This window comes from Burkholderia sp. BC1 (assembly GCF_052683555.1).
This window is the reverse complement of record NZ_JBQYLP010000011.1, coordinates 19,952-43,659: the sequence shown is the minus strand read 5'-3', so window position 1 is coordinate 43,659 and position 23,708 is coordinate 19,952. Positions and strand designations below refer to the sequence as shown.

The following is a 23,708-nucleotide window of genomic DNA, read 5'->3' as shown; positions in this document are numbered from 1 at the left end:
GATCCGCAGGTCCGCAGTTCGGCACGTCGGCAGATCCGCAGGTCCGCAGGTCCGCAGCTCGGCACGTCGGCAGATAGACAGATCGACAGCTCGACGGGTTGGCGGTCGGTCCGCAGATCGGCACGTCGGCACGTCGACGGGTCGGCACGTCCGGCACACCGGCCCTGCGCCGCCACGGCGTCGGCCCCCGAGGTCACGTCCGACGTGACCCGTCCGTCGTCCTACGCCGCCCCGCGCACCGCATACAAGCGCCGCACGCGAACCCGATCAATCACGGAGAGCAATTCGATGGAGCAACACATCAACGGAAAAGTCGTCGCGATTACCGGCGGCTTCGGCCATCTCGGCGTCGCGACGGCGGCATGGCTCGGTGCGCGCGGCGCCCGCGTCGCGCTGATCGGCCGCGGCGCCGCGCCCGACGCGAACGCGCGGCCCGACGTGCCGGCCACCGCGCTGCGGCTCGGCGGCATCGATCTCGTCGATCCGCAGGCCGCCGTGCACGCGCTCGATGCCGTGCATCGCCAGTTCGGCGGGGTCGACGCGCTGCTCAACATCGCGGGCGCATTCGTGTGGCAAACGATCGCGGACGGCGATGTCGATACCTGGGACCGTATGTACGCGCTGAACGTGAAAACGGCGCTGAATGCGTCGAAGGCCGCGCTGCCGTATCTGCTGCAGAGCGCGGCCGGCCGGATCGTCAATATCGGCGCCGGCGCGGCATCGAAGGCGGGCACCGGCATGGGCGCCTATGCGGCCGCGAAGGCGGGCGTCGCCCGGCTCACCGAGGCGCTGGCCGCCGAGCTGCTCGATCGCGGCATCACGGTGAACGCGGTCTTGCCGAGCATCATCGACACGCCGTCGAATCGCGCCGACATGCCCGACGCCGATTTCACGCGCTGGGTGCAACCGCAGCAGATCGCGGCGACGATCGGATTCCTGCTGTCGCCGGAAGCGCAGGCGATCTCGGGCGCCTCGATTCCGGTCAGCGGGCGCGTCCTGTAACGATTGCGCGTGCGGCGGCACGCCGGTGCGCGCCGCCCGCGCGGCACCTCATTCCTGGATCAGGAAGCGATCGCGATTCTTCACGTCCTTGATCCAGCCGGGCGCACGGCCGCGCCCGGTCCATGTTTCTCCCGTCTTCGGGTTGCGGTACTTCGGTGCGGACGGCGTGGCGGCCTTGCTTCTGCCGGCGCGCTGCCGTCCGAAAATCTGTTCCGACGTAATGCCGTACTCGGCGACCTTTTCGCGGATCTCCGCGATCACGGCTTCCATTTCCGCAATGCGCGCGGCTTCCGCTTCTTTTTGCAATTTTGCAAGCTGCTCCTTCAGGTCCCTGTAATTTTTCGTCGGCATAGAGTCATCTCCATTGTTGTCGGCCGCGTCGATTCGCGGCGCGCAAATTATGCCATCCATTGCGGTCGCCAGAATCGATGAATTCCCGTGTCGGCCGATTGTCAGCATCAATTGCATGCGACGCGAGATGTCTGCATAAACCGTGCAAGGTTTGCGAGCGATCGAAAAACGTCCGTATCTTCTGCAAAAAGGCCGTGAACCGGCGCCGCAGCAAGGAAAACCGTTGCGCACGCATTGCAAGCGCATATCGATTTTTTGTATGGATTACAACGCGCTCAATTGCCTGCAGCGGCTATTCGCCAATGCGGATTTTTAACGTTCGTTGCGCGAAGTATCGAAATAAGCCGGCATAGGCGGCCAATTCGCCAGCGGCGCGGGGCAGCACGCTTCGGACGAGAATGGTCGCCAATAAATCGGAAGATTTTTCCAGTGCGAAGTCATTGGGGATGCGGGAACAGCGCGATGCGCGGCAATCGTGCCGACGGCAATCGACGCCGACGGCGCCGCGCGTCGCTCGCCACGCGCTTATACTTGTCTTTTCCCGCCATTCGAGTCGCACCTTGTCAAACGCTGTCTCTCCGGATTCGTCGAGCGACGATCCGCGTCCCACGCCGCCGCGCCAGCCCGAACTCGAAGAGTGCTGCAACAGCGGTTGTTCGCCGTGCATCTTCGACCTGTACTACGAGGCGATGGACGAATATCGCGCCGCGCTCGCCGCATGGGAAGCGCGGCACGCGAAACCCGAATCGCATCGTTGACGCATCGGCCGCGCCAGTCGCGCACCTACGCGGCCGCGGCATGCAGCCGTCGGTGGATCGGCCCGAGCGCGGCCGACAGCACGACGCACACGGCGAGGATCGCGCTCAGCGCAAACATCGACGTGCGGAACCCGCGCACGTAGTCGAGCGGGCCCGGCGCCGCGCCGAGCTGCGCGAAGAACATGCCGCCGAGCGTCGCGGCACCGACGGCCGCACCGATCTGCAGTGCCGCCGTGACCATCCCGGAGGCGACACCCGCGCGCGACGCATCGACTTCAGCGAGCACGATCCGCACGACGGACGGCAGCACGAGACCCTGTCCGATGCCGATCGCCGCGATGCCCGCATAGAAGCCGATTCCCGGCGCACCACTGCCGGCCAGCGCAGCCGCTGCGGCGACGCCTGCCGCGAGCATGGCGAAGCCGAGCGTGAGCACGCGATAGCCGCCGAAGCGTCCGACGAGCCGCGGCATCAGCAGCGGGCTCGACAGAAAGCCGATGCCGAGCGGCAGGATCGCCGCGCCCGACGCGAGCGGCGACCAGTGCAGGCATCCCTGCAGATAGATGCCATAGCTGAGGAAGAACGCGCTCAGCATGTAGAACAGGAACGCAAGCGAGAGACCGAGTGCGACGACGGGATGCCGGAACAGCCGCAAGTCGAGCAGCGGATCGCGGCCGGCGGCGAGTTGCCGCGCTTCGACGGCGAGCAGCGCCGCGAGCACCGGCAGCGCGCCGATCGCGCACGCGACCATCCACGTCGGCCAGCCGGCGTCGCGCCCGTGCGTGAGCGGGTACACGAGCATCAGCAGGAACAGCGACAGCAGCACGGTGCCCGGCACGTCGATGCGCTGGCCGCGCGGCGGCCGGTTTTCCGGGATGAAGCGCCAGCTGCCGAGCAGCGCAAGTATGCCGATCGGCAGATTGACGAGGAAGATCGCGCGCCAGCCGAGCCCGAACGGATGCAGGTCGATCAGCGCGCCGCCGCCGAGCTGGCCGATCACCGCCGCGAGGCCGAACACGAAGCCGTAGAAGCCCATCACGCGCACCTGCTCCTGCGGCGTGAACACGCTGCGGATCGTCGCGAGCACCTGCGGCGCGAGGATCGCCGCGAACAGGCCCTGCAGCACGCGGCCGCCGACCAGCACGGCGCCGCTGTCGGCGAGCCCGCACAGCGTCGAGGCGACGACGAAGCCGGCCATGCCGAGCATGAACATCCGCTTGCGGCCGTACAGATCGCCGAGACGGCCGCCGGTGATCTGCGCGACGGCGTTTGCGCAGGCGTACGCCGACACGACGAGCTGCAGCTCGGCCGGCCGTGCGCCGATGCCGTCGCGGATCGCTGGCAGCGCAAGGTTGACAATGAAGTAGTCGAGCGGCGGCAGGATCGCGCCGACCAGCAGCACGACGAGCGCCCAGCCGTGGCGATTGTGCGGCGTGGCCGCCGGCGCGGCGCCGGCGGGCGCGCAGCGGGCAAGAAGGTTGTCCGTCATTGAGGAAGTCCAGAGAAAAGAGGCCGCAAACGGCCGTCGAGCGGACATTGTGCGCATCGTCGATGAATCGGAAAAGCGGGAAATGGTGGTAGTATCCATCGCGTTATCCGATGGATGGAGGGTTCGATGCGCGGTTTCGATCTGGATCAGCTGCGCACGTTCGCGGCCGTCGCGGACGCCGGCAGCCTGACGGCCGCCGCGCCGCTGCTGCATCTGTCGCAGTCGACGGTCAGCGAGCAGGTGCGCAAGCTCGAGTCGCGGGCGGGCGTGCCGCTGTTCGTGCGCAGCAAGCGCGGCGTCGAGCCGACGCCGGCCGGTGCGCGGCTGCTGCATCACGCGCGGCGCATCGTGGCGCTGAACGAGGCGGCATTCGACGAGTTGCGCGGCCAGGCCATCAAGGGCGAGCTGCGCGTCGCGATCACCGATTACTACCGCACGCATGAAGTCGCGGGCATGCTCGCGCGGCTGCGCGAGTGCTACCCGCAGCTGAGCCTGCACGTGAGCGCGATGAAGAGCGCCGACATCGAGGCCGCGTATGCGAAAGGGCAGATCGATCTCGGGGTCGTGATGCACCTGTCGAGCGGACCGTTTCGGCCCGCATCGGCCGATACGCGCTGGGTGTTGCGGCGCGAGCCGCTGTCGTGGGTGACGTCGCCGGCACTCGCCGAGCAGTTGCCCGAACGGTTGCCGCTCGTGCTGCTGCCGGACGACTGCATGATGCATCAGATCGCGGTGCGCTCACTCGACGAGCAGCGCATCCCGTACGAGCTCGTGCATAGCGCGTCCGGCGTCGCGGGGCTGCAGTCGATGCTCGCGGCGGGGCTCGGCGTCGGCTGCCTGTGCGCGTCGGCGATCGGCGACGGGCTGATGCGGCTCGGCGGCGCGAAGTACCGGCTGCCGGCGCTGCCCGACGCGGTGTTCTCGCTGACGCCGCCGATGCCGGGCGAGCGCGAAACGGTCACGCAGGCGCGCGAGGTGCTGTCGCGGCAGTTGCTGGTGTGACGTCGTGGTCCGCGGTGCGTCCGCTGCGCATTCGCGGCCGGCGCGAACACGCACGAACGACGCGAACGCGAAGCCGTAGCACAGCGATTACAAGCAGGCACCGGAACGTTGCCGCCGCGCTGCACGCTCGCCGGTTCATTGACTGTGCGTTATGCGATCACGAGCTACGGTCGGATCGCGTCAAGACGCCGTCATCGCTCGAGCAAGCCACCAGGGTCAACGCTTTCATGCCGCCGATGAGTCCGAGCGACGTGCGTGGCTGTCGGCCGACGCCGCGCGGCCTCGAAGCCGCCGTCGGACCGGCGAAACAACGCGACGGCGAGTAGCGCGAGGCACTGACCGACCGGATGGAAACGGCGGAACGACGGTTGAGCTTTGACGACTCCTCCGAAGAATCCGTACCCGCGCGCCGCAGCCCCGCATTCGCCGGCGCGCAAGCTCACCGAACGCACAGCGAACACACAACCTACTCGCCCGTCCCTTCGGCATACGCACGCAATCCATTCGCGAGCGCGTCGAACACCGCCCGGCAGCGCGGGCTCGCGCGCAAATCTTCGTGCATGACGACCCACGTTTCGAGCTTCACCGCGGGGCCGTTCGGCAGCACGCGCACGAGCCGGCTGTCGCGTTGCGCGAGCCGGCTCTGGCAGAAGCCGATCCCGTAGCCGGCCCGGATCATCGCGAGCTGCGCGAGATTGCTGTCGGTGCGCAGCGCGAAGGCCTCGCGCGTCCACGACGGCAGCCCGCGCCCGGCCGAGCGGACGAACGGCGTGACCGTATCGAACCCGATCAGCGCGTGATGTGCGAGTGCGTCGAGCGTCGACGGCGTGCCGTAGCGCGTCAGGTAATCGTCGCGCGCATACAGCGCGACTTCGAGTTCGCCGATGCGCCGTGCCACCAGCGCGTCCTGCGACGGCGATGCCATCCGCACCGCGATGTCGGCTTCGCGGTTCAGCACGTCCTGAATGCGGTCGGTCGGCACCAGTTCGAGCACGAGTCCCGGATGCTCGCGTCGCAACTGCGCGAGCAGCGGCGGCAGCACCTCGACCGCGATCACGTCGCTCGCGGAGATCCGTACCGTCCCGCGGACGCCCGCGCCATGGCTCGCCGCCGCGCGCTCGAATGCGGCGGCCGCGCTGCGCAGCGCCTCCGCATGACCGCGCAGCGCAAGCGCCGCGTCGGTCGGCAGCAGGCCGGAAGGCGAGCGCGTGAACAGCGTTTGACCGAACGCGGCTTCGAGCGCCGCGACGTGGCGGCCCGCGGTCGGTTGCGTGATGCCGAGCGCACGCGCGGCAGCGGATAGCGAGCCTTCCGTCAACACGGCATGGAAGGTGCGATAGCGTTCCCAGTTCAGATCGGCGGTCATGCATAAATGTATAGCCGATGGCCGATGTTCGGTAATTCCTTGCTATCCCGCCACGGGCCAGAATGCAAGCCGTCACGATCGAGGAGAACGGCAATGGCGGCAAATACAGGTGCGGCAGGCGGACAGGCGCTCGTGCTCGGCGCGAGCGGGGGAATCGGCGGCGAGGTCGCGCGGCAGTTGCGCGACGCCGGGTGGCAGGTGCGCGCGCTCAAGCGCGGCCTCGAGTCGGAGGCGGCGGAGCGCAACGGTATCGCCTGGATCCGCGGCGACGCGCTCGATCGCGACGCGGTGGTGCGCGCCGCGCGCGGCTGCAGCGTGATCGTCCATGCGGTGAACCCGCCCGGTTACCGGAACTGGGCGGAACAGGTGCTGCCGATGATCGACAACACGATCGCGGCGGCGACGGCGGCGCGCGCGACGGTCGTATTGCCGGGCACGATCTACAACTTCGGGCCCGACGCCTTTCCGCTGTTGCGCGAGGACGCGCCGCAGCGGCCCGTCACGCGCAAGGGCGCGATCCGCGTCGAGCTGGAGCGGCGGCTGGAGGACGCGAGCGCGCGCGGCGTGCGGACGATCGTCGTGCGGGCCGGCGATTTCTTCGGCGCGCATGCGGGCAACAACTGGTTCGGCCAGGCGCTCGTGAAGGCCGGGCAGCCGGTGACCGCGATCCGCGTGCCGAACCGGCCCGGAGTCGGCCATCAATGGTCGTACGTACCGGACGTCGCGCGCGCGATGGTCGAGCTGATCGAACGACGCGACACGCTAGAGCCGTTCGCGCGTTTTCATCTCGGCGGCCATTGGGACGCGGACGGCACGCAGCTCGCGCAGGCCGTGCGCCGCGTCGCGCAACGGCACGGGATGCGGCCGGCGGTGCGGCGTTTCCCGTGGTGGCTCGTGTGGGCGGCCGCGCCGTTCATCACGACGCTGCGCGAAATGCTCGAGATGCGCTATCTGTGGCGCGAACCGCTGCGGATGGACAACGCGCGGATCACAGCGGTGCTGGGACGCGAGCCGTTGACGCCGCTCGACACGGCGGTGGAAGCGGCGCTGACCGAGCTCGGTTGTCTGCACACACACGACGCGCGACAACCGCGGAACGCATAACGCAAGCCGGCGTCGCGCCAACCAGTTTCACGGGCGCCGCCCGCCGTCACGCGACAACCGGCAGCACATCGACCGCATAGCGGTGCCGCAGGCTGCGCCCGAGCACCGGATCGTGCAGCTCCATCTCGAACGCGTCGCCGTCGTTCATCGCGGCGATCGCGCCATGGACGGCGATCGTCCCGCCGAACATCGCGCAGCGCGCGGGCATCGTGCCGCGATCGTCGAAACGCTGCCATAGCGTGTCGGGCGCGAGCAATCCGCTGACCGCGCCGTGTTGGTACGCGACACGCTCGCCGCCACGCGGCACGAGCCACGCGCGCATCTCGATGGCATCCCAGTGCGCGGCGACGTCCGCGTAGCGCCACGCGTCGCGGCCGAGCGGCTTCGCGCAGACCTGCTTCGACACGGCCACGCCGTAGGCTTCGACTTCGCGATCGGTGTGATCGGAGCCGACGGTGACGAGCGTGCCGGCCGCGCTGTCGATCAGCACGCATTCGATTTCGCCGCCCGAGCGCGTGCCGAGCACGCCGATCGACGCGGCCTGCGTGAGCAGCGCGGGCGCGACGCGATAGAAGCACGGCGTCGTGGACGGCGGTGCGACGCCGAGCGCCGCGAGTTCGTCGATATGCGCGCGAATCGCGCGTGCGTCGCGGCCGGCCCAGCCGGCGATCACGACGCGTTCGATCTCGACGTCGACGGCGGCCGGCGGCTGGTGTACGGGAATCACGTTGAACGACAGGACTTGCATGGGCAGGTATCCGGATGAAACGCGAGAGAGCGGAACGGCACGCGGCCGCGGTCAGTCGGCGAGCGGCCGGTGCGCGGTTTCGCGCGCGACGACGAGCGCGACGGCCGTCACCGCGAGCGCGGCCGACACATACAGCGACACGGCGGTCGTCGTGCCGGTCTGCCGGAACAGCGCGGCGATCACGAGCGGCGCGAAGCCGCCGCCGACGATGCCGGCGAGTGTGTATGCCAGCGACGAGCCCGCATAGCGCACGCGCGTCGGAAACTGTTCGGTGACGAACGCGCCTTGCGGCCCGTACATCACCGCATGGATCACGAGGCCGATCGCGACGGCCGCGACGATCGCAGCCGGCCGAGCGGAATCGAGCAGCGCGAAGAACGCGAACGCCCATACGATCCCGGCGAACGCGCCGGCCAGATAGACGGGGCGGCGGCCGAAGCGGTCCGACAGCGCGCCGAAGCACGGCACCGCGATCGCGTTGCAGGCGGTGCCGATCATCACCGCCGTCAGCGCGAGCGGCCGCGACAGATGCAGCACGGTGGTCACGTAGGTCAGCGTGAACACGACGATCAGCGCGTACAGCACATCGGAGCCGATCCGCGCGCCGCCGGCGACGAGCAGCCGGCGCCAGTGACACTTCAGCACCTCGGCGACCGGCACGTCGGCCGTCGCGTGCGATTCGGCGAGCTGCTCGAACTGCGGCGTTTCGTCGACGCCGCGCCGCACCCAGAAGCCGAACGCGACGAGCAGCGCGCTGGCCGCGAACGGCAGCCGCCAGCCCCATGCGAGAAAGCCGTCCGGCGTCGTCGACAGCGTGACGAGCGCGATGCAGCCGGTGCCGAGCAGCGTGCCGAACGACGGGCCGACCTGCGTCCACGACGCGGACAGCCCGCGCCGCTTCTGATCGCCGTGCTCGACCGACAGCAGTACGGCGCCGGCCCATTCGCCGCCGAGCGCGACACCCTGCACGAAGCGCAGCGCGACGAGCAGGATCGGGCTCAGGATGCCGGCCGTCGCATAGGTCGGCAGCGCGCCCATCAGCGCGGTCGTCACGCCCATCAGCACGAGCGTGAGCATCAGCACCGCGCGGCGGCCGATCCGGTCGCCGAGATTGCCGAACACGAAGCCGCCGAGCGGACGCGACACGTAGCCGACCGCGTAGGTCGAGAACGCGAGGATCGTACCGGCGAGCGGATCGACGGAAGGAAAGAACAGCCGATTGAAGACGAGCGCGGCGAGCGTGTTGTAGATCGTGAAGTCGTACCACTCGAGCGACGTGCCGATCATGCTCGCGGTCGCGAGTCGGCTGTTGCGGGCGCGGTGCGGCGCGTGGACGGCGGGTTGGGCGAGCGTGCTCATGGTGTCGGGCATGTCGTGACGAACTCGGGGCGGGCGAACGGGAACCGGCGATGTGCGCCGGCCTTCGGTGCTCAGGCGGGCAGTGCGGCGGCCGCTTGCGGGGCAGGCTCGCCGCGCGCGGCAGGCAAGGGCGCAGCCGCGCGCCACAGCAGCTCGAACGTGCGCACCTCGTCGTGGCCCGCGAGCGCCGCCGCGACGCGGCGCGCAGCCGCTGCGTCGCTGCCTTCGATCAGCACGAGCGCATCGGCTGCCGGCCGTGCGGCGGCATCCGCGCCGATCGGCGCCGACAGCTCGGGCGTCGTGCGGAACAGCCGCGCGGCATGCACGCCCGGCTCGCGCAGGGCGGCATCGAAGCGCGCGCGCAGTTGCGCCACGTCGATGCGCTCGGGCGGCAGTACGAACAGCGCGAGATGCGCGCCTTCGCCGTCGCCGGCCTCGATCGTCAGTTCGCCGACGCGTCGTTGCGTGCCGGTCATCCGTTCGAAGTTGGCGAGCGACCACGCGGTCTGCTGCGCGAACGCGCGGCGATATGCGTCGCCGCGGAACACGTCGAGCGTGTGGGTCACATACAGCGCGAGGTATTTGCGCGGGCCGCGATCGGTCGCGCGAAAGCGCCGCGCATGCGTGAAGCCCGGAATCGCGACGCGTTCCTGCATGTGCTCGCGGTCGTACCACGCATTGAAGTCCGCTTCGTGTGCGGGATCGATGTCCGTCCAGACGCAGAGCTGGCCGTGTGGAAGGGAAGGGCGGGTCATCGCGGAGGTCCTCGTGACGGATGAGTCGGAACCCGCAGTGTCCCGAACGCGCGCCGGGCGCGTCCAACAAGAAAACAAATTCGCGGTGAACAGGTTTTCTTATGAGCGGCGCGGCCGGCGTTTCGCGGCGGCCGACGCCGCAGTCGTCGACGGTTCGGCCGCGCGTTGGGTGCGGCCGGCATCTTTTGCTTCTTTCGCGCCTTTGGCCGCCTTGGCGTCTTTCCCGGTTTTCGCGCGCACGTCGGGCGCCTGCGCGCGACGTGCAGCGCCGCGTCGCATCGACGTGCCGGCGGCCGTATCGATCGGCATCGACGGCGTCGCGCGCGCAACCTCGCTCGCGAGTTCGGCGATGCGCGCGGCGAGCGGCAGCCCTTGCGTCCGATACGTCGCAACGAGCGGCAGCGCCGGAAACGCCGGTTCGACGTCGAGCAGTTCGAGCGCGCCTTCCTGCAGTTCGCGTCCGATGATCGCGGGCGGCAACGCGGCGACGCCGAAGCCGTCCGCGACGAGCCGGATCATCGCGGCGACCGACGTGATGCAGTTGATGCTCGCCGGTCGTTCGACGGCCGCGAACAGCCGCTCGATCGTCGCGTGCGGCCCCGAATGGCGCGAGAAGCTGACCGGAAATTCGGCGAGCTGCGCGACGTCGAGCCGTTCGCCGCCGAGCCCGAGGCGCGGGCTCGCGACCCAGCGCACCGGAAACTCGCAGAGTGGCAGGTTCGTGAAGTCGGGGCCGGGCACCGTGTCCGTCTGCAGGATCAGGTCGACGCCGTCGGTGCTGAGCAGCCGCGTCAGGTGCAGCGTCGTGTCGCTCGTGATTTCGACGTCGAGCCGCGGATAGTGCTCGCGCGCCCGCGCGATCAGCGCCGGGAACCAGCTGTGCACGATCGACTCGATCACGCCGATGCGGATCGGGCCCACGTCGCTCGCCGACGGGATCTCGCGCCGCATCTCGTGGTCGAGCCGCACGATCCGCTCCGCGTACGCGAGCATGCGGCGTCCCGCAGGCGTGAGCGTGGCCGAGCGCGTGTTGCGATCGAACAGGCGCACGTCGAACGCCTCTTCGAGCGACGCGATGCGGCTCGACACGGCCGCCTGCGTCGTATGCAGCTTTTCGGCGGTCAGGCGGAAATTTTCGAGCTTCGCGAGCCAGACGAAGGTTTCAAGAAACCGGATGTTCATCGAGTGCCGGACGGGGAGCGGGGCCGCGCGGAGGCGGCGGAATCCGGCCGATGTTAATCGATTTGCGCCGCGTGCAGCACGCGTAGGCCGCCCGTGCGGCGCCCTTCGTGCCGTGCACGGCGTGCGTCGCGTCACCGCGCATCGAACGCGAGCGTCGGCACGTCGACGACGGTGGCGCCGCCGTCCGCGACGAGCGTCGCGCCCGTCACGAAGGAGGCGTCCGGCGACGCAAGAAATGCGCAGACCGCCGCGATCTCGTCGGGGTCCGCCGCGCGCCGCAGCGGCACGTCGGCGCTCACGCGCGCGTAGGCGCGCTCGAGCGTGTCGCCGTGCGCGTCCATCAGCGGCTGCATTTCCGCATCGGCCATCGGCGTGCGGACCCAGCCCGGGCATACGGCGTTCGCGCGCACACCGTGCGGCCCGTAGTCGCGCGCGAGCGAGCGCGTGAGGCCGAGCAGCGCATGCTTGCCGACCGTATAGCCGCATACGCCGGGGCCGGCCGCGAGCGCCGCGATCGACGCCACCAGCACGATGCTGCCGCGTTGCGCGATCAGGTCGGGCAGGCAGGCGCGTGCACTGACGAATGCGGTGTCGAGGTTCGCATGCATGGCGTCGCGCCACTGCGCGTCGCCGGTTTCGTCGGCGCGGCCGACGCCGTGCCCGCCCGCGCACGCGATCAACGCGTCGATGCGGCCGAAGCGCGCGGCGATCGCGGGCACGAAGCGTGCCCAGTCGGCCGTGCCGGCCGCGTCGCCCGCGAGCGCGAGGCCGCCCGTTTCGGCTGCCAGCGCCTCGAGCGGCGCGGGTCGCCGTCCGATCAGCACGACGCGGTCGCCGCCACGCGCGAAACGGCGTGCGCAGGCGGCGCCGATGCCGGTGCCGGCGCCGGTAATGACGATCGTACGGGGGCGTGCAGCGCGCATGTCGTTCTCCGGAAAAGGGTCGTGTCCGCGCACTGTAGGCGCGGCGCGCGCGCGACGGTATCGGCCGAAAGGATGAACGCGCGCGGGGCGGCCGGCCGGCGCGGGGGCCGTGCGTTTTGCAAAGGCTGACGTTGTCCGCGGCCGAATCGCTCTATCCTCGAATTTTTTGAGACAGTCGACGAAAGCCCGGCAAAATAGCGCGGACGGGCCGCGCATCGGTGCGACGGCCGGATCGACAAGAACGGGAGGGGCCGGCAATGAGGCTGGACGACGAAAGAGAGAGCATGAACGTCGAGGATCGCCGTGGTGCGGGCGGCTTCGGTGGCGGACGGGGCGCGACGATCGGCATCGGCACGATCGTGGTCGCGCTGGCCGCGTCGTATTTCTTCGGGATCGACCCGCGCGTCGTGCTCGAGGGCGCGTCGATGCTGCAGGGTCAGCAGACGCAGCAGGCCCCGGCGCAGCGCCAGGGTGCGCCGGCGACCGACCCCGGCGCGGTCTTCACGCGCAAGGTGCTCGGCAACATCGAGCGGACCTGGACGACGATCTTCTCGACGCAGCTGCACGCGCAGTACCAGCCGCCGAAGCTCGTGATGTTCACGAATTCGACGCCGACCGCATGCGGGACCGGCCAGACCGCGATGGGGCCGTTCTATTGCCCGGGCGACCAAAAGGTCTATATCGATCTCGGCTTCTACGACGAGCTGCGCAAGCGGTTCGGCGCCGGCGGCGATTTCGCGCAGGCGTACGTGATCGCGCACGAGGTCGGCCATCACGTGCAGAACCTGCTCGGCATTTCCGAGAAGGTCGACGCCGCGCGCCGGCGCGCGAGCGAGGCGCGCTCGAATGCGCTGTCGGTGCGCATGGAGCTGCAGGCCGACTGTTTCGCGGGCGTCTGGGCGAACAACGCGCAGCGCGCAAACCAGCGGCTGATCGAGCCCGGCGACTTCGAGCAGGGGCTGAAGACGGCGGCCGCGATCGGCGACGATCGGCTGCAGCAGCAGGGACAGGGTTATGTGGTGCCGGAAAGCTTCACGCACGGCACGAGCGAGCAGCGCATGTACTGGCTGCGGCGCGGAATGGAGTCGGGCGAGCTGAGCGCCTGCGATACGTTCGCCGCGAACGCGCACTGACGGACTGAGATCTACTGACTTGCCGCCCGCTGCCCGCTGCCCCGCCGCGTGGCTGCGACGAGGCACGAGGCAGCGGCGCCGCGGGCAGCAGGCGACGGGCAACGGGCACGGTCAGCGGGCACGGTCAGTGGGCAACGGGGAGCGGGCAACGGGCAGCGGGCAGCGGGCAGCGGGCAACGGGCAACGGGCAACGGGCAACGGGCAGTGGGCAGCGGGCAGCGGGCAGCGGGCAACGGGCAACGGGAACGGGCAGCGGGCAACGGACGGCGGGCTGCGGACGGCGGGCTGCGGGCTGCGGGCTGCGGGCAGCGGGCAGCGGGCAGCGGGCAGCGGGCAGCGGGCGGTGAGCGGTGAGCGGTGAGCGGTGAGCGGTGAGCGGTGAGCGGAAGGCGGCAGGCGGCAGGCGGCAGGCGGCAGGCGGCAGGCGGCAGGCGGCAACGGGCCGGTGCACGGCACGCCGCCGATTTGCCGATTTGGGCTCACCGCCGCGCGACGCCGCCATTAGGCTCGGTCGGATTCCCTGACGCTCGCCCGGCTGCGCCGGGCTCGACCATGCCGCTTCCCACCCCTTCCGCCGACCCCGACGCCGCCGACTGGCAACGCGCGCTGCACGCGTGCGTCGACGCCTTCGACGCGTTCGCGAGCCCGTCGGCGATCGTCTTCTACCGGCTCGACGCGAGCGGCGAACCGGCCGATTTCGAGCTGTTCGGGATGCCGGAGTCGATGCACCGCACCTATGTCGCGCGCTACCGGATGCTCGATCCGCTGCATCCGTCGCGCTGCGCGGCCGGCGTGCGCACGGTCGTCACGCTCGCATCGCAGTTGCCCGACGAATGCCGCGACGCGTCCGCGTACTGGACGCGCTTTCTGCGGCGGCACGGCGTCGCCGACGTCGTCGAAATCTGGCTGCGCGACGACGGCCGAACAGTCGGCGCGTTCTCGCTGCTGCGCTTCGACACGCGCGGTGCGGTGCGAGGCGGCGACGGCGCGAGCGCGCGCTTCGCGCCCGGCGAAATCGATGCGCTCGCGCGCCTGCAGCCGCTCGCGGAAGCGGCGCTGAGCCCGTTGCTGCGCACGCGGCGCGGGATTCACCGGATCAAGTGCGAAGCGCGCCTGACCTATCGCGAGGAGCAGATCGCGCGGCTCGTGCGCGACGGCCGCTCGAACAAGGAGATCGCGCGCGATCTCGCGCTCGGCCAGCCGACGATCAAGACGCACCTGATGCGCATGTACCGCAAGCTCGGCGTGTCGAACCGCACGGAACTCGTCGGCGCGCTGTTTCTGTAAGCGCCGCGCGCCGCTTCTCACTGATGTGCGTCGACACCTCGCGACACGCATGAGCATGGCCATTCCGCCGGCCGTGCCGCGCACCGTGCACGCCGCGCTTTTCTTCCTTCCACGCGCTGCCAATTTGCGCTAACTGCCGTCCGACGCGCTCGATACAGTGGTGCGACACCCGCGTGCCGCGGCGCACGCGGTTCCCGCCACGACACTCTTCGAGACGCCCATGAGCACCACGAATTTCGTCGCCGTCAGCGACACCGTGCGCACTTTCCTCGCGCGCGACTTCGGCCTCTTCATCGACGGCGCAATGCAGCGCGCGCACGCGGCCGCGCGGCTCGACGTGTACGACCCTGCCACCGGCGAGCGGCTCGCGACCGTCGCCGATGCCGACGAGCACGACGTCGACCGTGCGGTCGCGAGCGCGAAGCGCGCGTTCGATGCGCGCGTATGGCGCGGGCTGCGCCCGGCCGATCGCGAGCGGATCCTGCTGAAGCTTGCCGAGCTCATCGAACGCGACGCCGAAACGCTCGCGCAGCTCGAAACGCTGAACCAGGGAAAGTCGATCCACGTGTCGCGCGCGGTCGAGGTCGGCGCGAGCGTCGAATACGTGCGCTACATGGCCGGCTGGGCGACCAAGATCACGGGGCAGACGCTCGACGTGTCGATTCCGTTTCCGCCCGGCGCGCGCTATACGGCGTACACGCGCAAGGAGCCGGTCGGCGTGGTCGCCGCGATCGTGCCGTGGAATTTCCCGCTGATGATCGCGACGTGGAAGCTGATTCCCGCGCTCGCGGCCGGCTGCACGGTCGTGCTGAAGCCGTCGCCCGAGACGCCGCTCACCGCGCTGCGCCTTGCCGAACTCGCGCTCGAGGCCGGCGTGCCGCCCGGCGTATTCAACGTCGTCACCGGCGGCCGCACGTGCGGCGCCGCGCTCGCGCGCCATCCGTCGATCGCGAAGATTTCGTTCACCGGCTCGACCGAGACCGGCAAGCTGGTCGGCGCGGCGGCCGTGCAGAACATGACGCGCTTCTCGCTCGAACTGGGCGGCAAGAACCCGATCGTGATGCTCGACGACGTCGACGTCGGACAGGCGCTCGGCGGCGTCGCGGCCGGCGCGTTCTTCAACCAGGGGCAGGTCTGCGCCGCCGCGTCGCGCATCTATGTACATCGCAGCAAATTCGCGCAGCTCGCCGACGGGCTCGCGGAGCACGCGCGCGCCATGACGCTCGGGCCGGGGCTCGACACGGCTGCGCAGATCAACCCGCTCGTGTCGGCGCAGCACCGCGACAAGGTCGTCCGGCACATCGAGCAGGCGCGCCGCGACGGCGTGACGTTCCTCGCGGGCGGCACGCGCGTCGACGAGCTGCCCGGCTATTACGTGAGGCCGGCCGTGATCGCCGATCCGCGCGCGGACAGCGCGATCGTGCGCGACGAGGTCTTCGGCCCGGTGATCGTCGTGCTGCCGTTCGACGACGCGGCCGACGCGGTGCGGCTCGCGAACGCGTCGCCGTACGGGCTCGCGGCGAGCATCTGGAGCAACGATCTGACGCGCGTGATGAACCTCGTCCCGCAGATCGAGGCCGGCACCGTCTGGGTGAATTGCCATATCCCGCTCGATCCGTCGATGCCGTTCGGCGGCTACAAGCAGTCGGGCATCGGTCGCGAATTCGGCCAGTACGCGATCGAGGGCTTCACCGAAACCAAATCCGTGTGCATCGCGCACTGATCGCGCGATGCCGGCACCCAACCATTCGAACTGGAGGACTGCAATGAGCTACAACGAAGCGAAATTCTGGCACCCGATGCTGCATCCGAACGAAATGAAGCGGCGCAAGCCGATCCGCATCGTACGCGGCGACGGCTGCTACGTGTTCGACGAGCACGGCAAGGCGCTCGTCGACGGGGTCGCGGGCCTGTGGAACGTGAACGTCGGGCACAACCGCCGCGAAGTGAAGGATGCGATCGTGCGCCAGCTCGACGAGCTCGAATACTTTCAGCTGTTCGACGGGATCACGCATCCGCGCGCGGAGGAGCTGTCGAAGCGGCTGATCGATCTGCTCGAGCCCGAAGGCATGCGCCGCGTGCTGTACAGCTCGGGCGGCTCCGACTCGGTCGAGACCGCGCTGAAGATCGCGCGCCAGTACTGGAAGGTGCGCGGCCAGGCCGATCGCACGAAGTTCATCTCGCTGAAGCAGGGCTATCACGGCACACACTTCGGCGGCGCGTCGGTGAACGGCAACACGGTGTTTCGCCGCAACTACGAGCCCAATCTGCCGGGGTGCTTCCACGTCGAGACGCCGTGGCTGTACCGCAACCCGTTCACGCAGGATCCGGAAGAACTCGGCCGCATCTGCGCGGCGCTGCTGGAACGCGAGATCCAGTTCCAGAGCCCCGATACGGTCGCCGCGTTCATCGCGGAGCCGATCCAGGGCGCGGGCGGTGTGATCGTACCGCCGGCGAACTACTGGCCGCTCGTGCGCGAGGTCTGCGACCGCTACGGCGTGCTGCTGATCGCCGACGAAGTCGTCACGGGCTTCGGCCGCAGCGGCAGCCTGTTCGGCAGCCGCGGCTGGGGCGTGCGTCCGGACATCATGTGTCTCGCGAAGGGCATTTCGTCAGGGTACGTGCCGCTCGGCGCGACGGCCGTGAACGCGCGAATCGAAGACGCGTTCGCGCAGAACGCCGACTTCGGCGGCGCGATCATGCACGGCTATACGTACGCGGGCCATCCGGTCGCCTGCGCGGCGGCGCTCGCGAGCCTCGACATCGTCGTGAACGAAGATTTGCCGGCGAACGCCGCGAAGCAGGGCGCCTATCTGCTCGAAGCGCTGCAGCCGTTCGTGCAGCGTTTCGCGGCGGTCGGCGAGGTGCGCGGCAAGGGGCTGATGCTCGCGCTCGATCTGGTCGCGGACAAGACGACGCGCGAGCCGATCGACCCGCTGTCGGGCTATGCGAACGCGGTGGCCGAAGTCGCGCGCGAGCACGGCGTGCTGGTGCGGCCGGTCGGCACGAAGATCATCCTGTCGCCGCCGCTCGTGATCGAGCAGCCCGAACTCGACCGGATCGTCGACGCGCTCGCCGCGGGCTTCGAGGCCGTACCGGTCGCATGACGGCGCCGGCACGGGCGTCGCGGCGTGCGCAGGCGCCGCGGCCCGCGCGCGCCCACCGGTTTGCCGATTTGCGCTATCCCGCCGCATTTTTGCCTGCGTATTTTTTCGACATCGGATGAAGGTCGGATCGACGGCACGCCGCGCGCCTCGAAGCGCGGCGGCCGCTCAATGAACGAAGGAGACGAAGATGTCGGGATGGTCTGGCATGACGGACGCGGCGGCCGGCGCGTCGACGGGCGCAGCGGCGCAAACCGGCGGCGCCGCGCTGAAGGCGGGGGCGGTCGGATTTCCGACCGCGCTGGCGAGTGCGGTCGGGCTCATCATGGCGAGCCCGGTGATCCTCACCGCGACCTCGGGTTTCGGGATGGGCGGCTGGGCATTCGCGGTCGCGATGATCATCGCGTTCGTGATGATGCAGGCGCAGGCGACCACGTTCTCGGAAGCCGCCGCGATGCTTCCGACGGCCGGCTCGGTTTACGATTACCTGTCATGCGGGCTCGGCCGCTTCTGGGCCATCACCGGCACGATTTCGGCGTATTTCCTCGTACACGTGTTCGCGGGCACCGCGGAGACGATCCTGAGCGGCATCATGGCGCTCGTCAATTTCGAATCGCTGAATGCCGCGCTCGAGAAGCACAACAGCTCGTGGCTCGTCGGCGTCGGCCTCGTGATCACGTTCGCGATCACGAACATCATCGGCATCAAGGTGTTCAGCAAGCTCGAGATCGTGCTGACGGCCGGCATGTGGCTGTCGCTGATGATCTTCGGAATCCTCGGGCTCGCGGCCGCGCCGGCCGTGCATCTCGACGGCTGGTTCGGCGGCTCGACCGTCGGCACGTCGGTGCCGGCCGTGCTGTCGCTGGTCGGGATGGCGATGTTCATGTTCGTCGGCTGCGAGTTCGTCACGCCGCTCGCGCCGGAGATGAAGGCGCCCGGCCGCACGATTCCGCGCGCAATGGCGCTCGGGCTCGTCGGCGTCGCGCTCTGCATGTTCCTGTACGGCGCGGCCATCCGCCGTCAGGTGCCGAACGTGCCGGTCAGCGCGGACGGCCTCACGCATCTGCTCGACACGCCGGGCGCGATTCCCGCGTTCGCGCTGCAGGTGCTCGGCCCGTTCGGCCGTATCTGGTTCGGTATCGCGTTTCTCTGCGCGGGCGCGGCGACGATCAATACGCTGATGGCCGGCCTGCCGCGGATTCTGTACGGCATGGCGATCGACGGTGCGCTGCCGCGCTGCTTCGCGTATCTGCATCCGCGCTTCAGGACGCCCGTGGTCGGGATCGTGGCCGCGGCCGCCGTGCCGATCGTTCATGCGTGGCTCATCAACGGCAATCTCGACAGCATCCTCCATCTCGTGCTCGCCGCGACCTGCGCATGGGGCACCGCCTATCTGCTCGTGACGGCGTCGGTCGTGATGCTGCGCATCCGGCGCCCGGACCTGCCGCGTCCGTACCGTTCGCCGTGGTTTCCGCTGCCGCAGATCGTGTCGAGCGTCGGCATCGTGCTCGCGATCTGGTACATCACGCCGCCGGGGATGAACGCGCGCGACGTCTACGTGCCGTTCGGCGCGATGCTCGGGCTGACGGCGCTGTATGCGCTGTTCTGGACCGTCGTCGTGCAGCGCCGGCATCCGTTCCGGCCCGTTCCGGTCGAGGACGTGCTGCGCAACGAACACGTCGCACGATGAACGCCGTGTTCGCCCGGCGCCGCGCGGGACACGACGCGCTGCCGGCCGGCCATCGGCCGGGCGCGGTGGCCGCGCGCGTGCTCGCGGATCTGCAGGCCGTGCAAGACGCGCGCGGCGAATCGGGCGCCGCGCAGCTGCCGAACGGTGTGTGCGTGACGCTGACCGAACGGATCGAACGCGAGTTCCTGATGCATACGGTCAGCGTGACGATCGCGATGGCCGCATGCGGACCGGTCGCGAGCGGGCGCGCGCAGGTGCAGCAGACGGGCTGGGTGCGCCGCACGGGCATCCGTATCGTCGCGGCATCGGGCAGCGATCCGCGCTTCTGCCGCACGCTCGCGGCGCTGGCCGCCGATGCAGCGCTCGCCGACGCGCTGCGCCGGCTTCATCTGAGCGCGTGCACGGTCGACGCGCACGATGGGCGCTGGACGCTCGCGATCGTGCCGTTCGGCGGCAGCGAGGTCGTGAACCGGATGCCGTCGTTTCGCCGCTATGTGCGCTTGACCGACGAGCAGGCGGCCGCGCTGCACGCCGCGTGCGCCGCATTCGAAGTTGCGCTGCACGGGATTTTGCACGGGTAAGCTGTGGCGTGGCGCGCCGCCCGCAGTCCGGCGGCCGCGGACAGGGATCAGGGTTTTACCGGAGGCGCCGATGTTGTTCCAGTCACGTTCGCACGAAGACGTGCACGACCACGGGCTCGCGATCGCGGGCTGGCACCAGGTCTACCGCCAGATGACGCCGGGCCGGTTCCGCGGCACCGTCACGCAGGTGCTGTACGACGATTTCCACTTCTTTCGCGAAACGACGAACCGGCGCGTCGCGCAGACGGGCCTCGCGCCCGCCGGCCGCACGTCGCTCGCGGTGCCGCTGTCGGTGCCGCTCGCCGGCACGTTCCAGCGCCAGCCGGTCGACGGCTATGCGCTGCTCGCGCTGCGCGCAGGCGAGGATTTCGAATTCCATACGCCGGAGGGCATGGGGCTTGTCGGCATCAGCGCGGCGTCGGACATGATCGACGAGCTGTGCGAGGTGGAATTTGGCGCTGCCGGCATAGGCGCGGCCGGCCTAGGCGCGGCCGGCATAGGCGCTGCCGGCATAGGCGCGCCCGGCGTCGGCGCGCCCGGCCCCCGCGGTGCCCGTTCATGCGCAACCGCCACCGGCGCCCGCAGGCTGCGGCACGTGACGCGCCTGTCCGACGAACAGGGTGCCGCGCTCGGCGCACGGCTGTCGTCGCTGATCGACGAGGCGCAGCGCAACCCCGGCTGCCTCGAATACGCGGCCACGCGCAAGATATTCCGCGACGCGATGCTCGGCGTGTTTCTCGACGCGCTTGACCAGGGCATCGGCGTCGAGCGGCGCGATATCACGCACGCGACCTACAGCGACATCGTGAGCCGCTGCGAGAAGTATCTGCGCGATCGGCCCGAAGAACCCGTGACCGTGCTCGAGCTGTGCCGCGCGCTGCGCTGCAGCCGCCGGACGCTGCAGACGAGCTTCCAGCGCGTCGCCGACGTCACGCCGGTCGCGTATCTGCGCACGATCCGGCTGAATGCGGTGCGACGCCTGCTGCGCACGACGTCGGCGCAGCAACTCGGTGTCGGCGAGGCGGCCGCGAGCTGGGGCTTTACGCATCTCGGCTATTTCGCGCGCGAGTATCGCGACCTGTTCGGCGAGCTGCCGTCGCAGACGCAACGCCCCGAATGATGCGCGCCGCGCGTCGTCCGTCGCGCACGCGACGGTTTGCCGATTTGCGATAGAGGTCGCGAATTTTCGCTGGATAGAGTCCCGTCACATCGACAACGCAATCGATCCGGAGTTCGGATCGATTCCATCAGAGGGACGGGACATGAAGATCGGACGATTCGCCGCGGCCGTTGCCGCGCTCGGCTGCGCGCATGCGTACGCGCAGACCTCGGGCAGCGTGACGCTGTACGGCACCGTGGATACCGGCATTCTCTACTCGACGAACCAGCAGTTCACGCGCGCCGACGGCAGCACGGGCGGCGGCCATGCGTGGCAGATGGGCGGCGGCAATCTCGTGCCGTCGCGCTTCGGGCTCCAGGGCGCCGAACCGATCGGCGGCGGCCTCGACGCGGTATTCACGCTCGAGCAGCAGTTCCTGTCCGCGAACGGGCAGGCGCTGCAGGGCGGCACCGCGTTCAGCCGCCAGGCATGGGTCGGACTGCGGCAGGACGGGATCGGCACGCTCGGGCTCGGCCGCCAGTACGACTCGTATACCGACATGCTCGGCGCGTACGTGTCGAGCAACAACTGGGCGACGCCGTACGGGTCGCATCTCGGCGACGTCGATAACCTGAACGCCGCCTTCAACTTCAACAACGCGGTGAAGTTCACGAGCGCCGATTTTCGCGGGCTGACGTTCGGCGGCACGTTCAGCTTCGGCGGGCAGGCCGGCGATTTCGCCGCGAAGCGCGGCTATGCGCTCGCCGCGACGTACAGCCGCGCGCCCGTCGCGCTGTCGGTCGGCTATCTGAACCTGCGACAGCCGCTCGATGCGGCGCTCGGCGGCGCGAACGGCTATATCGGCGATTTCGCATGCAGCAACCCGGGCGCGATGTTCTGCCTGCTGCAGGACGCGCGTTCGATGCGCGCGTTCGGCGCGGGCGGCTCGTTGACGCTCGGCGCGGCGACGATCGCGCTGACCTATACGCATACGCGGCTCGATGACAGCCGGTATTTGACGACGGCCGCACAGCCCCGGCCGCAAGCGTTCACGTTCGACATCGGCGAGCTGAACGTCACGTATCTGTTCACGCCGGCGCTGCAGGGCGGCATCGCGTACCTCTTCAATGCCGCGCATACCGACACGCGCGGCACGACGCGCTTCCATCAGCTCAACGTCGGCGCGAACTACAGCCTGTCGAAGCGGACCGCGCTGTACGCAGTCGCGATCGGCCAGCTCGCGAGCGGCACCGGCCTCGGCACCGACGCAAACGGGCAGCCGGCGAACAACGCGCAGATTCCGGTACTCGCGAACAGCAATTCGAACCGGCAGCTTGCGGTCATGGGCGGGATCCGGGTGAATTTCTGAATCGCCGACGCGCGGCCGCGCCTGCAACGCGCGTCGTTCAGGCCCCCTGCGAAGTGCGCGCAAACGCGCGAAAATGGCGGTTTTGCGTATTCAAGCGCTTCACAGGGGAGAAGTCATGTCGGATTTGGCATCGTCCATGCCGCGTCGCGCGGACGTCAATGCGAAATCGCTCGCGGTCGCGGCGATCGCGATCGTTGTCGGTACAACCTATCTTGCGCGCGTCGTGGACGCGCGGATCGCCGCACTGTTCGTCGTCGGCGCGCTGCTCGGCGTCACGCTGTATCACGCGGCGTTCGGCTTCACGTCCGCGTGGCGCGTCTTCATCGCCGACGGTCGCGGCGCCGGCCTGCGCGCGCAGATGGTGATGCTGGCGATCGGCACCGCGCTGTTCTTTCCGGTGCTCGCGGCCGGCACGCTGTTCGGCAAGCCGGTGACCGGGCTCGTGTCGCCCGCGGGGACGTCGGTCGTCGTCGGCGCGTTCCTGTTCGGGATCGGGATGCAGCTCGGCGGCGGGTGCGCGTCGGGCACGCTGTATACCGTCGGCGGTGGTTCGACGCGGATGCTCGTCACGCTCGCCGCATTCGTCGCCGGCTCGGTGATCGCGACCGCGCACATGCCGTTCTGGACTGCGCTGCCGTCGCTGCCGCCGGTCTCGGTCGTCAAGTCGTTCGGCGCGCTGCCGGCGCTCGCGGGCAGCTGGCTGTTGTTCGCGGCGATTGCCGCGCTCACCGTCGTCGTCGAAAAGCGGCGCCACGGGCGGCTCGTCGCGCCGGAACTGCGCGCGAACGCATCCGCGCGCTGGCTCTACGGGCCGTGGCCGCTGATCGGCGGCGCGGTCGCGCTCGCGGTGCTCAACTTCGCGACGCTCGCGCTGTCGGGCCGGCCGTGGGGTGTCACGTCCGCGTTCGCGCTGTGGGGCGCGAAGCTTGCCGCGGCGGCCGGCATCGACGTCGCAAGCTGGCCGTACTGGACGGCGAAAGCGAACGCGGCCGCGCTCGCCGCGCCGGTCACGCGCGACGTGACGTCGATGATGGATATCGGCATCGTGATCGGCGCGATGTTCGCCGCATCGCTCGCCGGACGCTATGCGCCGGTATGGCGCGTGCCGCTGCGCTCGCTCGCGGCGGCCGTCGTCGGCGGGCTGCTGCTCGGCTACGGCGCGCGGCTTGCGTACGGTTGCAATATCGGCGCGTATTTCAGCGGGATCGTGTCGGGCAGCCTGCACGGCTGGCTGTGGCTCGTCGCCGCGTTTGCCGGCAACGTGATCGGCACGCGCGTGCGGCCGTGGTTCGGGCTCGAGGTGGAGCGCGTGCCGCGCGCGTCGGGCTGCTGAACGCGTCGCGCGTTCCGGCGGGCGCGCGCGCCGGGCGTATGGCGACGCGCGCTCTTGCGTGCGCCGCGGATGT

At 69.7% G+C, this 23,708-nt stretch carries 21 protein-coding genes; 13 read left to right on the top strand and 8 right to left on the bottom strand.

Annotated features, from left to right (window positions below; translation table 11 throughout):
* Positions 1–288 precede the first annotated feature (288 nt).
* Positions 289–1,002, top strand: coding sequence for an SDR family NAD(P)-dependent oxidoreductase (locus ACSHSS_RS07795; protein WP_445544795.1), 714 nt, complete (start codon positions 289–291; stop codon positions 1,000–1,002).
* Positions 1,003–1,050: 48 nt separating this feature from the next.
* Here the strand turns inward: ACSHSS_RS07795 and ACSHSS_RS07790 are convergent, their stop codons facing one another.
* The gene (locus ACSHSS_RS07790) at positions 1,051–1,353 is read right to left on the bottom strand and encodes an H-NS histone family protein (RefSeq protein ID WP_006396664.1); all 303 of its coding nucleotides are present in this window, start codon (positions 1,351–1,353) and stop codon (positions 1,051–1,053) included.
* 560 nt (positions 1,354–1,913) lie between these two features.
* Here ACSHSS_RS07790 and ACSHSS_RS07785 point away from each other — a divergent pair.
* The gene (locus ACSHSS_RS07785) at positions 1,914–2,111 is read left to right on the top strand and encodes an oxidoreductase-like domain-containing protein (protein WP_006414339.1); all 198 of its coding nucleotides are present in this window, start codon (positions 1,914–1,916) and stop codon (positions 2,109–2,111) included.
* A gap of 25 nt (positions 2,112–2,136) precedes the next feature.
* Here the strand turns inward: ACSHSS_RS07785 and ACSHSS_RS07780 are convergent, their stop codons facing one another.
* Positions 2,137–3,600, bottom strand: a complete 1,464-nt coding sequence (locus ACSHSS_RS07780) for an MFS transporter (RefSeq protein WP_445544794.1) — start codon at positions 3,598–3,600, stop codon at positions 2,137–2,139.
* A gap of 126 nt (positions 3,601–3,726) precedes the next feature.
* Between ACSHSS_RS07780 and ACSHSS_RS07775 the strand changes: the two genes are divergently transcribed.
* Entirely contained in the window at positions 3,727–4,602 is an 876-nt protein-coding gene (locus ACSHSS_RS07775) for a LysR family transcriptional regulator (RefSeq protein ID WP_006396669.1), read from the top strand.
* A 466-nt stretch (positions 4,603–5,068) separates the two neighbouring features.
* Here ACSHSS_RS07775 and ACSHSS_RS07770 read toward each other — a convergent pair whose 3' ends face one another.
* The gene (locus tag ACSHSS_RS07770) at positions 5,069–5,968 is read right to left on the bottom strand and encodes a LysR family transcriptional regulator (RefSeq protein WP_445544793.1); all 900 of its coding nucleotides are present in this window, start codon (positions 5,966–5,968) and stop codon (positions 5,069–5,071) included.
* A 93-nt stretch (positions 5,969–6,061) separates the two neighbouring features.
* Between ACSHSS_RS07770 and ACSHSS_RS07765 the strand changes: the two genes are divergently transcribed.
* Positions 6,062–7,072 (top strand): NAD-dependent epimerase/dehydratase family protein, encoded by a 1,011-nt coding sequence (locus tag ACSHSS_RS07765; RefSeq protein WP_445544792.1) that lies wholly within the window; start codon positions 6,062–6,064, stop codon positions 7,070–7,072.
* A gap of 46 nt (positions 7,073–7,118) precedes the next feature.
* Here the strand turns inward: ACSHSS_RS07765 and ACSHSS_RS07760 are convergent, their stop codons facing one another.
* From ACSHSS_RS07760 to ACSHSS_RS07740, 5 genes are all read right to left on the bottom strand, one after another.
* Positions 7,119–7,820, bottom strand: a complete 702-nt coding sequence (locus ACSHSS_RS07760) for a DUF2848 domain-containing protein (RefSeq protein ID WP_445544791.1) — start codon at positions 7,818–7,820, stop codon at positions 7,119–7,121.
* 51 nt (positions 7,821–7,871) lie between these two features.
* A complete protein-coding gene (locus tag ACSHSS_RS07755) occupies positions 7,872–9,191 on the bottom strand; it encodes an MFS transporter (protein WP_039217287.1) in 1,320 nt (439 codons plus the stop codon).
* Positions 9,192–9,250: 59 nt separating this feature from the next.
* Positions 9,251–9,934, bottom strand: a complete 684-nt coding sequence (locus ACSHSS_RS07750) for a hypothetical protein (protein WP_445544790.1) — start codon at positions 9,932–9,934, stop codon at positions 9,251–9,253.
* 99 nt (positions 9,935–10,033) lie between these two features.
* Complete coding sequence (locus ACSHSS_RS07745) at positions 10,034–11,116, bottom strand: LysR family transcriptional regulator (protein WP_445544789.1); 1,083 nt, start codon at positions 11,114–11,116, stop codon at positions 10,034–10,036.
* Positions 11,117–11,247: 131 nt separating this feature from the next.
* Entirely contained in the window at positions 11,248–12,039 is a 792-nt protein-coding gene (locus tag ACSHSS_RS07740) for an SDR family NAD(P)-dependent oxidoreductase (RefSeq protein WP_445544788.1), read from the bottom strand.
* Positions 12,040–12,296: 257 nt separating this feature from the next.
* Here ACSHSS_RS07740 and ypfJ point away from each other — a divergent pair, with 257 nt between their 5' ends.
* The 9 genes from ypfJ to ACSHSS_RS07695 all read left to right on the top strand — a co-directional run bounded on the left by ypfJ (position 12,297) and on the right by ACSHSS_RS07695 (position 23,635).
* Positions 12,297–13,172: a KPN_02809 family neutral zinc metallopeptidase gene (gene ypfJ / locus ACSHSS_RS07735; protein WP_012216661.1), complete on the top strand. Its 876-nt coding sequence runs from the start codon at positions 12,297–12,299 to the stop codon at positions 13,170–13,172.
* A 552-nt stretch (positions 13,173–13,724) separates the two neighbouring features.
* Complete coding sequence (locus tag ACSHSS_RS07730; RefSeq protein WP_445544787.1) at positions 13,725–14,459, top strand: response regulator transcription factor; 735 nt, start codon at positions 13,725–13,727, stop codon at positions 14,457–14,459.
* A 220-nt stretch (positions 14,460–14,679) separates the two neighbouring features.
* On the top strand, positions 14,680–16,182 hold the full coding sequence (locus ACSHSS_RS07725; protein WP_176157642.1) for an aldehyde dehydrogenase family protein: 1,503 nt from the start codon (positions 14,680–14,682) through the stop codon (positions 16,180–16,182).
* A gap of 43 nt (positions 16,183–16,225) precedes the next feature.
* A complete protein-coding gene (locus ACSHSS_RS07720; protein WP_039217301.1) occupies positions 16,226–17,566 on the top strand; it encodes an aspartate aminotransferase family protein in 1,341 nt (446 codons plus the stop codon).
* Positions 17,567–17,753: 187 nt separating this feature from the next.
* Positions 17,754–19,253, top strand: coding sequence for an APC family permease (locus tag ACSHSS_RS07715; RefSeq protein WP_006396683.1), 1,500 nt, complete (start codon positions 17,754–17,756; stop codon positions 19,251–19,253).
* Positions 19,250–19,834, top strand: coding sequence for a DUF3156 family protein (locus ACSHSS_RS07710; protein WP_445544786.1), 585 nt, complete (start codon positions 19,250–19,252; stop codon positions 19,832–19,834). The genes ACSHSS_RS07715 and ACSHSS_RS07710 overlap by 4 nt, the downstream gene beginning before the upstream one ends.
* 70 nt (positions 19,835–19,904) lie before the next feature.
* The gene (locus ACSHSS_RS07705; protein ID WP_445544785.1) at positions 19,905–20,954 is read left to right on the top strand and encodes a helix-turn-helix domain-containing protein; all 1,050 of its coding nucleotides are present in this window, start codon (positions 19,905–19,907) and stop codon (positions 20,952–20,954) included.
* Between the two features lie 142 nt (positions 20,955–21,096).
* Positions 21,097–22,302, top strand: coding sequence for a porin (locus ACSHSS_RS07700; protein ID WP_445544784.1), 1,206 nt, complete (start codon positions 21,097–21,099; stop codon positions 22,300–22,302).
* Positions 22,303–22,417: 115 nt separating this feature from the next.
* A complete protein-coding gene (locus tag ACSHSS_RS07695) occupies positions 22,418–23,635 on the top strand; it encodes a YeeE/YedE family protein (protein ID WP_445544783.1) in 1,218 nt (405 codons plus the stop codon).
* Positions 23,636–23,708 lie beyond the last annotated feature (73 nt).

What these genes read in the sequence shown, in the direction of transcription:
- ACSHSS_RS07795 (WP_445544795.1), top strand. Translation starts at nt 289, where the DNA reads ATGGAGCAACACATCAACGGAAAAGTCGTCGCGATTACCGGCGGCTTC.
- ACSHSS_RS07790 (WP_006396664.1), bottom strand. Translation starts at nt 1,353, where the DNA reads ATGCCGACGAAAAATTACAGGGACCTGAAGGAGCAGCTTGCAAAATTG.
- ACSHSS_RS07780 (WP_445544794.1), bottom strand. Translation starts at nt 3,600, where the DNA reads ATGACGGACAACCTTCTTGCCCGCTGCGCGCCCGCCGGCGCCGCGCCG.
- ACSHSS_RS07775 (WP_006396669.1), top strand. Translation starts at nt 3,727, where the DNA reads ATGCGCGGTTTCGATCTGGATCAGCTGCGCACGTTCGCGGCCGTCGCG.
- ACSHSS_RS07770 (WP_445544793.1), bottom strand. Translation starts at nt 5,968, where the DNA reads ATGACCGCCGATCTGAACTGGGAACGCTATCGCACCTTCCATGCCGTG.
- ACSHSS_RS07765 (WP_445544792.1), top strand. Translation starts at nt 6,062, where the DNA reads ATGGCGGCAAATACAGGTGCGGCAGGCGGACAGGCGCTCGTGCTCGGC.
- ACSHSS_RS07760 (WP_445544791.1), bottom strand. Translation starts at nt 7,820, where the DNA reads ATGCAAGTCCTGTCGTTCAACGTGATTCCCGTACACCAGCCGCCGGCC.
- ACSHSS_RS07755 (WP_039217287.1), bottom strand. Translation starts at nt 9,191, where the DNA reads ATGCCCGACACCATGAGCACGCTCGCCCAACCCGCCGTCCACGCGCCG.
- ACSHSS_RS07750 (WP_445544790.1), bottom strand. Translation starts at nt 9,934, where the DNA reads ATGACCCGCCCTTCCCTTCCACACGGCCAGCTCTGCGTCTGGACGGAC.
- ACSHSS_RS07745 (WP_445544789.1), bottom strand. Translation starts at nt 11,116, where the DNA reads ATGAACATCCGGTTTCTTGAAACCTTCGTCTGGCTCGCGAAGCTCGAA.
- ACSHSS_RS07740 (WP_445544788.1), bottom strand. Translation starts at nt 12,039, where the DNA reads ATGCGCGCTGCACGCCCCCGTACGATCGTCATTACCGGCGCCGGCACC.
- ypfJ (WP_012216661.1), top strand. Translation starts at nt 12,297, where the DNA reads ATGAGGCTGGACGACGAAAGAGAGAGCATGAACGTCGAGGATCGCCGT.
- ACSHSS_RS07730 (WP_445544787.1), top strand. Translation starts at nt 13,725, where the DNA reads ATGCCGCTTCCCACCCCTTCCGCCGACCCCGACGCCGCCGACTGGCAA.
- ACSHSS_RS07725 (WP_176157642.1), top strand. Translation starts at nt 14,680, where the DNA reads ATGAGCACCACGAATTTCGTCGCCGTCAGCGACACCGTGCGCACTTTC.
- ACSHSS_RS07720 (WP_039217301.1), top strand. Translation starts at nt 16,226, where the DNA reads ATGAGCTACAACGAAGCGAAATTCTGGCACCCGATGCTGCATCCGAAC.
- ACSHSS_RS07715 (WP_006396683.1), top strand. Translation starts at nt 17,754, where the DNA reads ATGTCGGGATGGTCTGGCATGACGGACGCGGCGGCCGGCGCGTCGACG.
- ACSHSS_RS07710 (WP_445544786.1), top strand. Translation starts at nt 19,250, where the DNA reads ATGAACGCCGTGTTCGCCCGGCGCCGCGCGGGACACGACGCGCTGCCG.
- ACSHSS_RS07705 (WP_445544785.1), top strand. Translation starts at nt 19,905, where the DNA reads ATGTTGTTCCAGTCACGTTCGCACGAAGACGTGCACGACCACGGGCTC.
- ACSHSS_RS07700 (WP_445544784.1), top strand. Translation starts at nt 21,097, where the DNA reads ATGAAGATCGGACGATTCGCCGCGGCCGTTGCCGCGCTCGGCTGCGCG.
- ACSHSS_RS07695 (WP_445544783.1), top strand. Translation starts at nt 22,418, where the DNA reads ATGTCGGATTTGGCATCGTCCATGCCGCGTCGCGCGGACGTCAATGCG.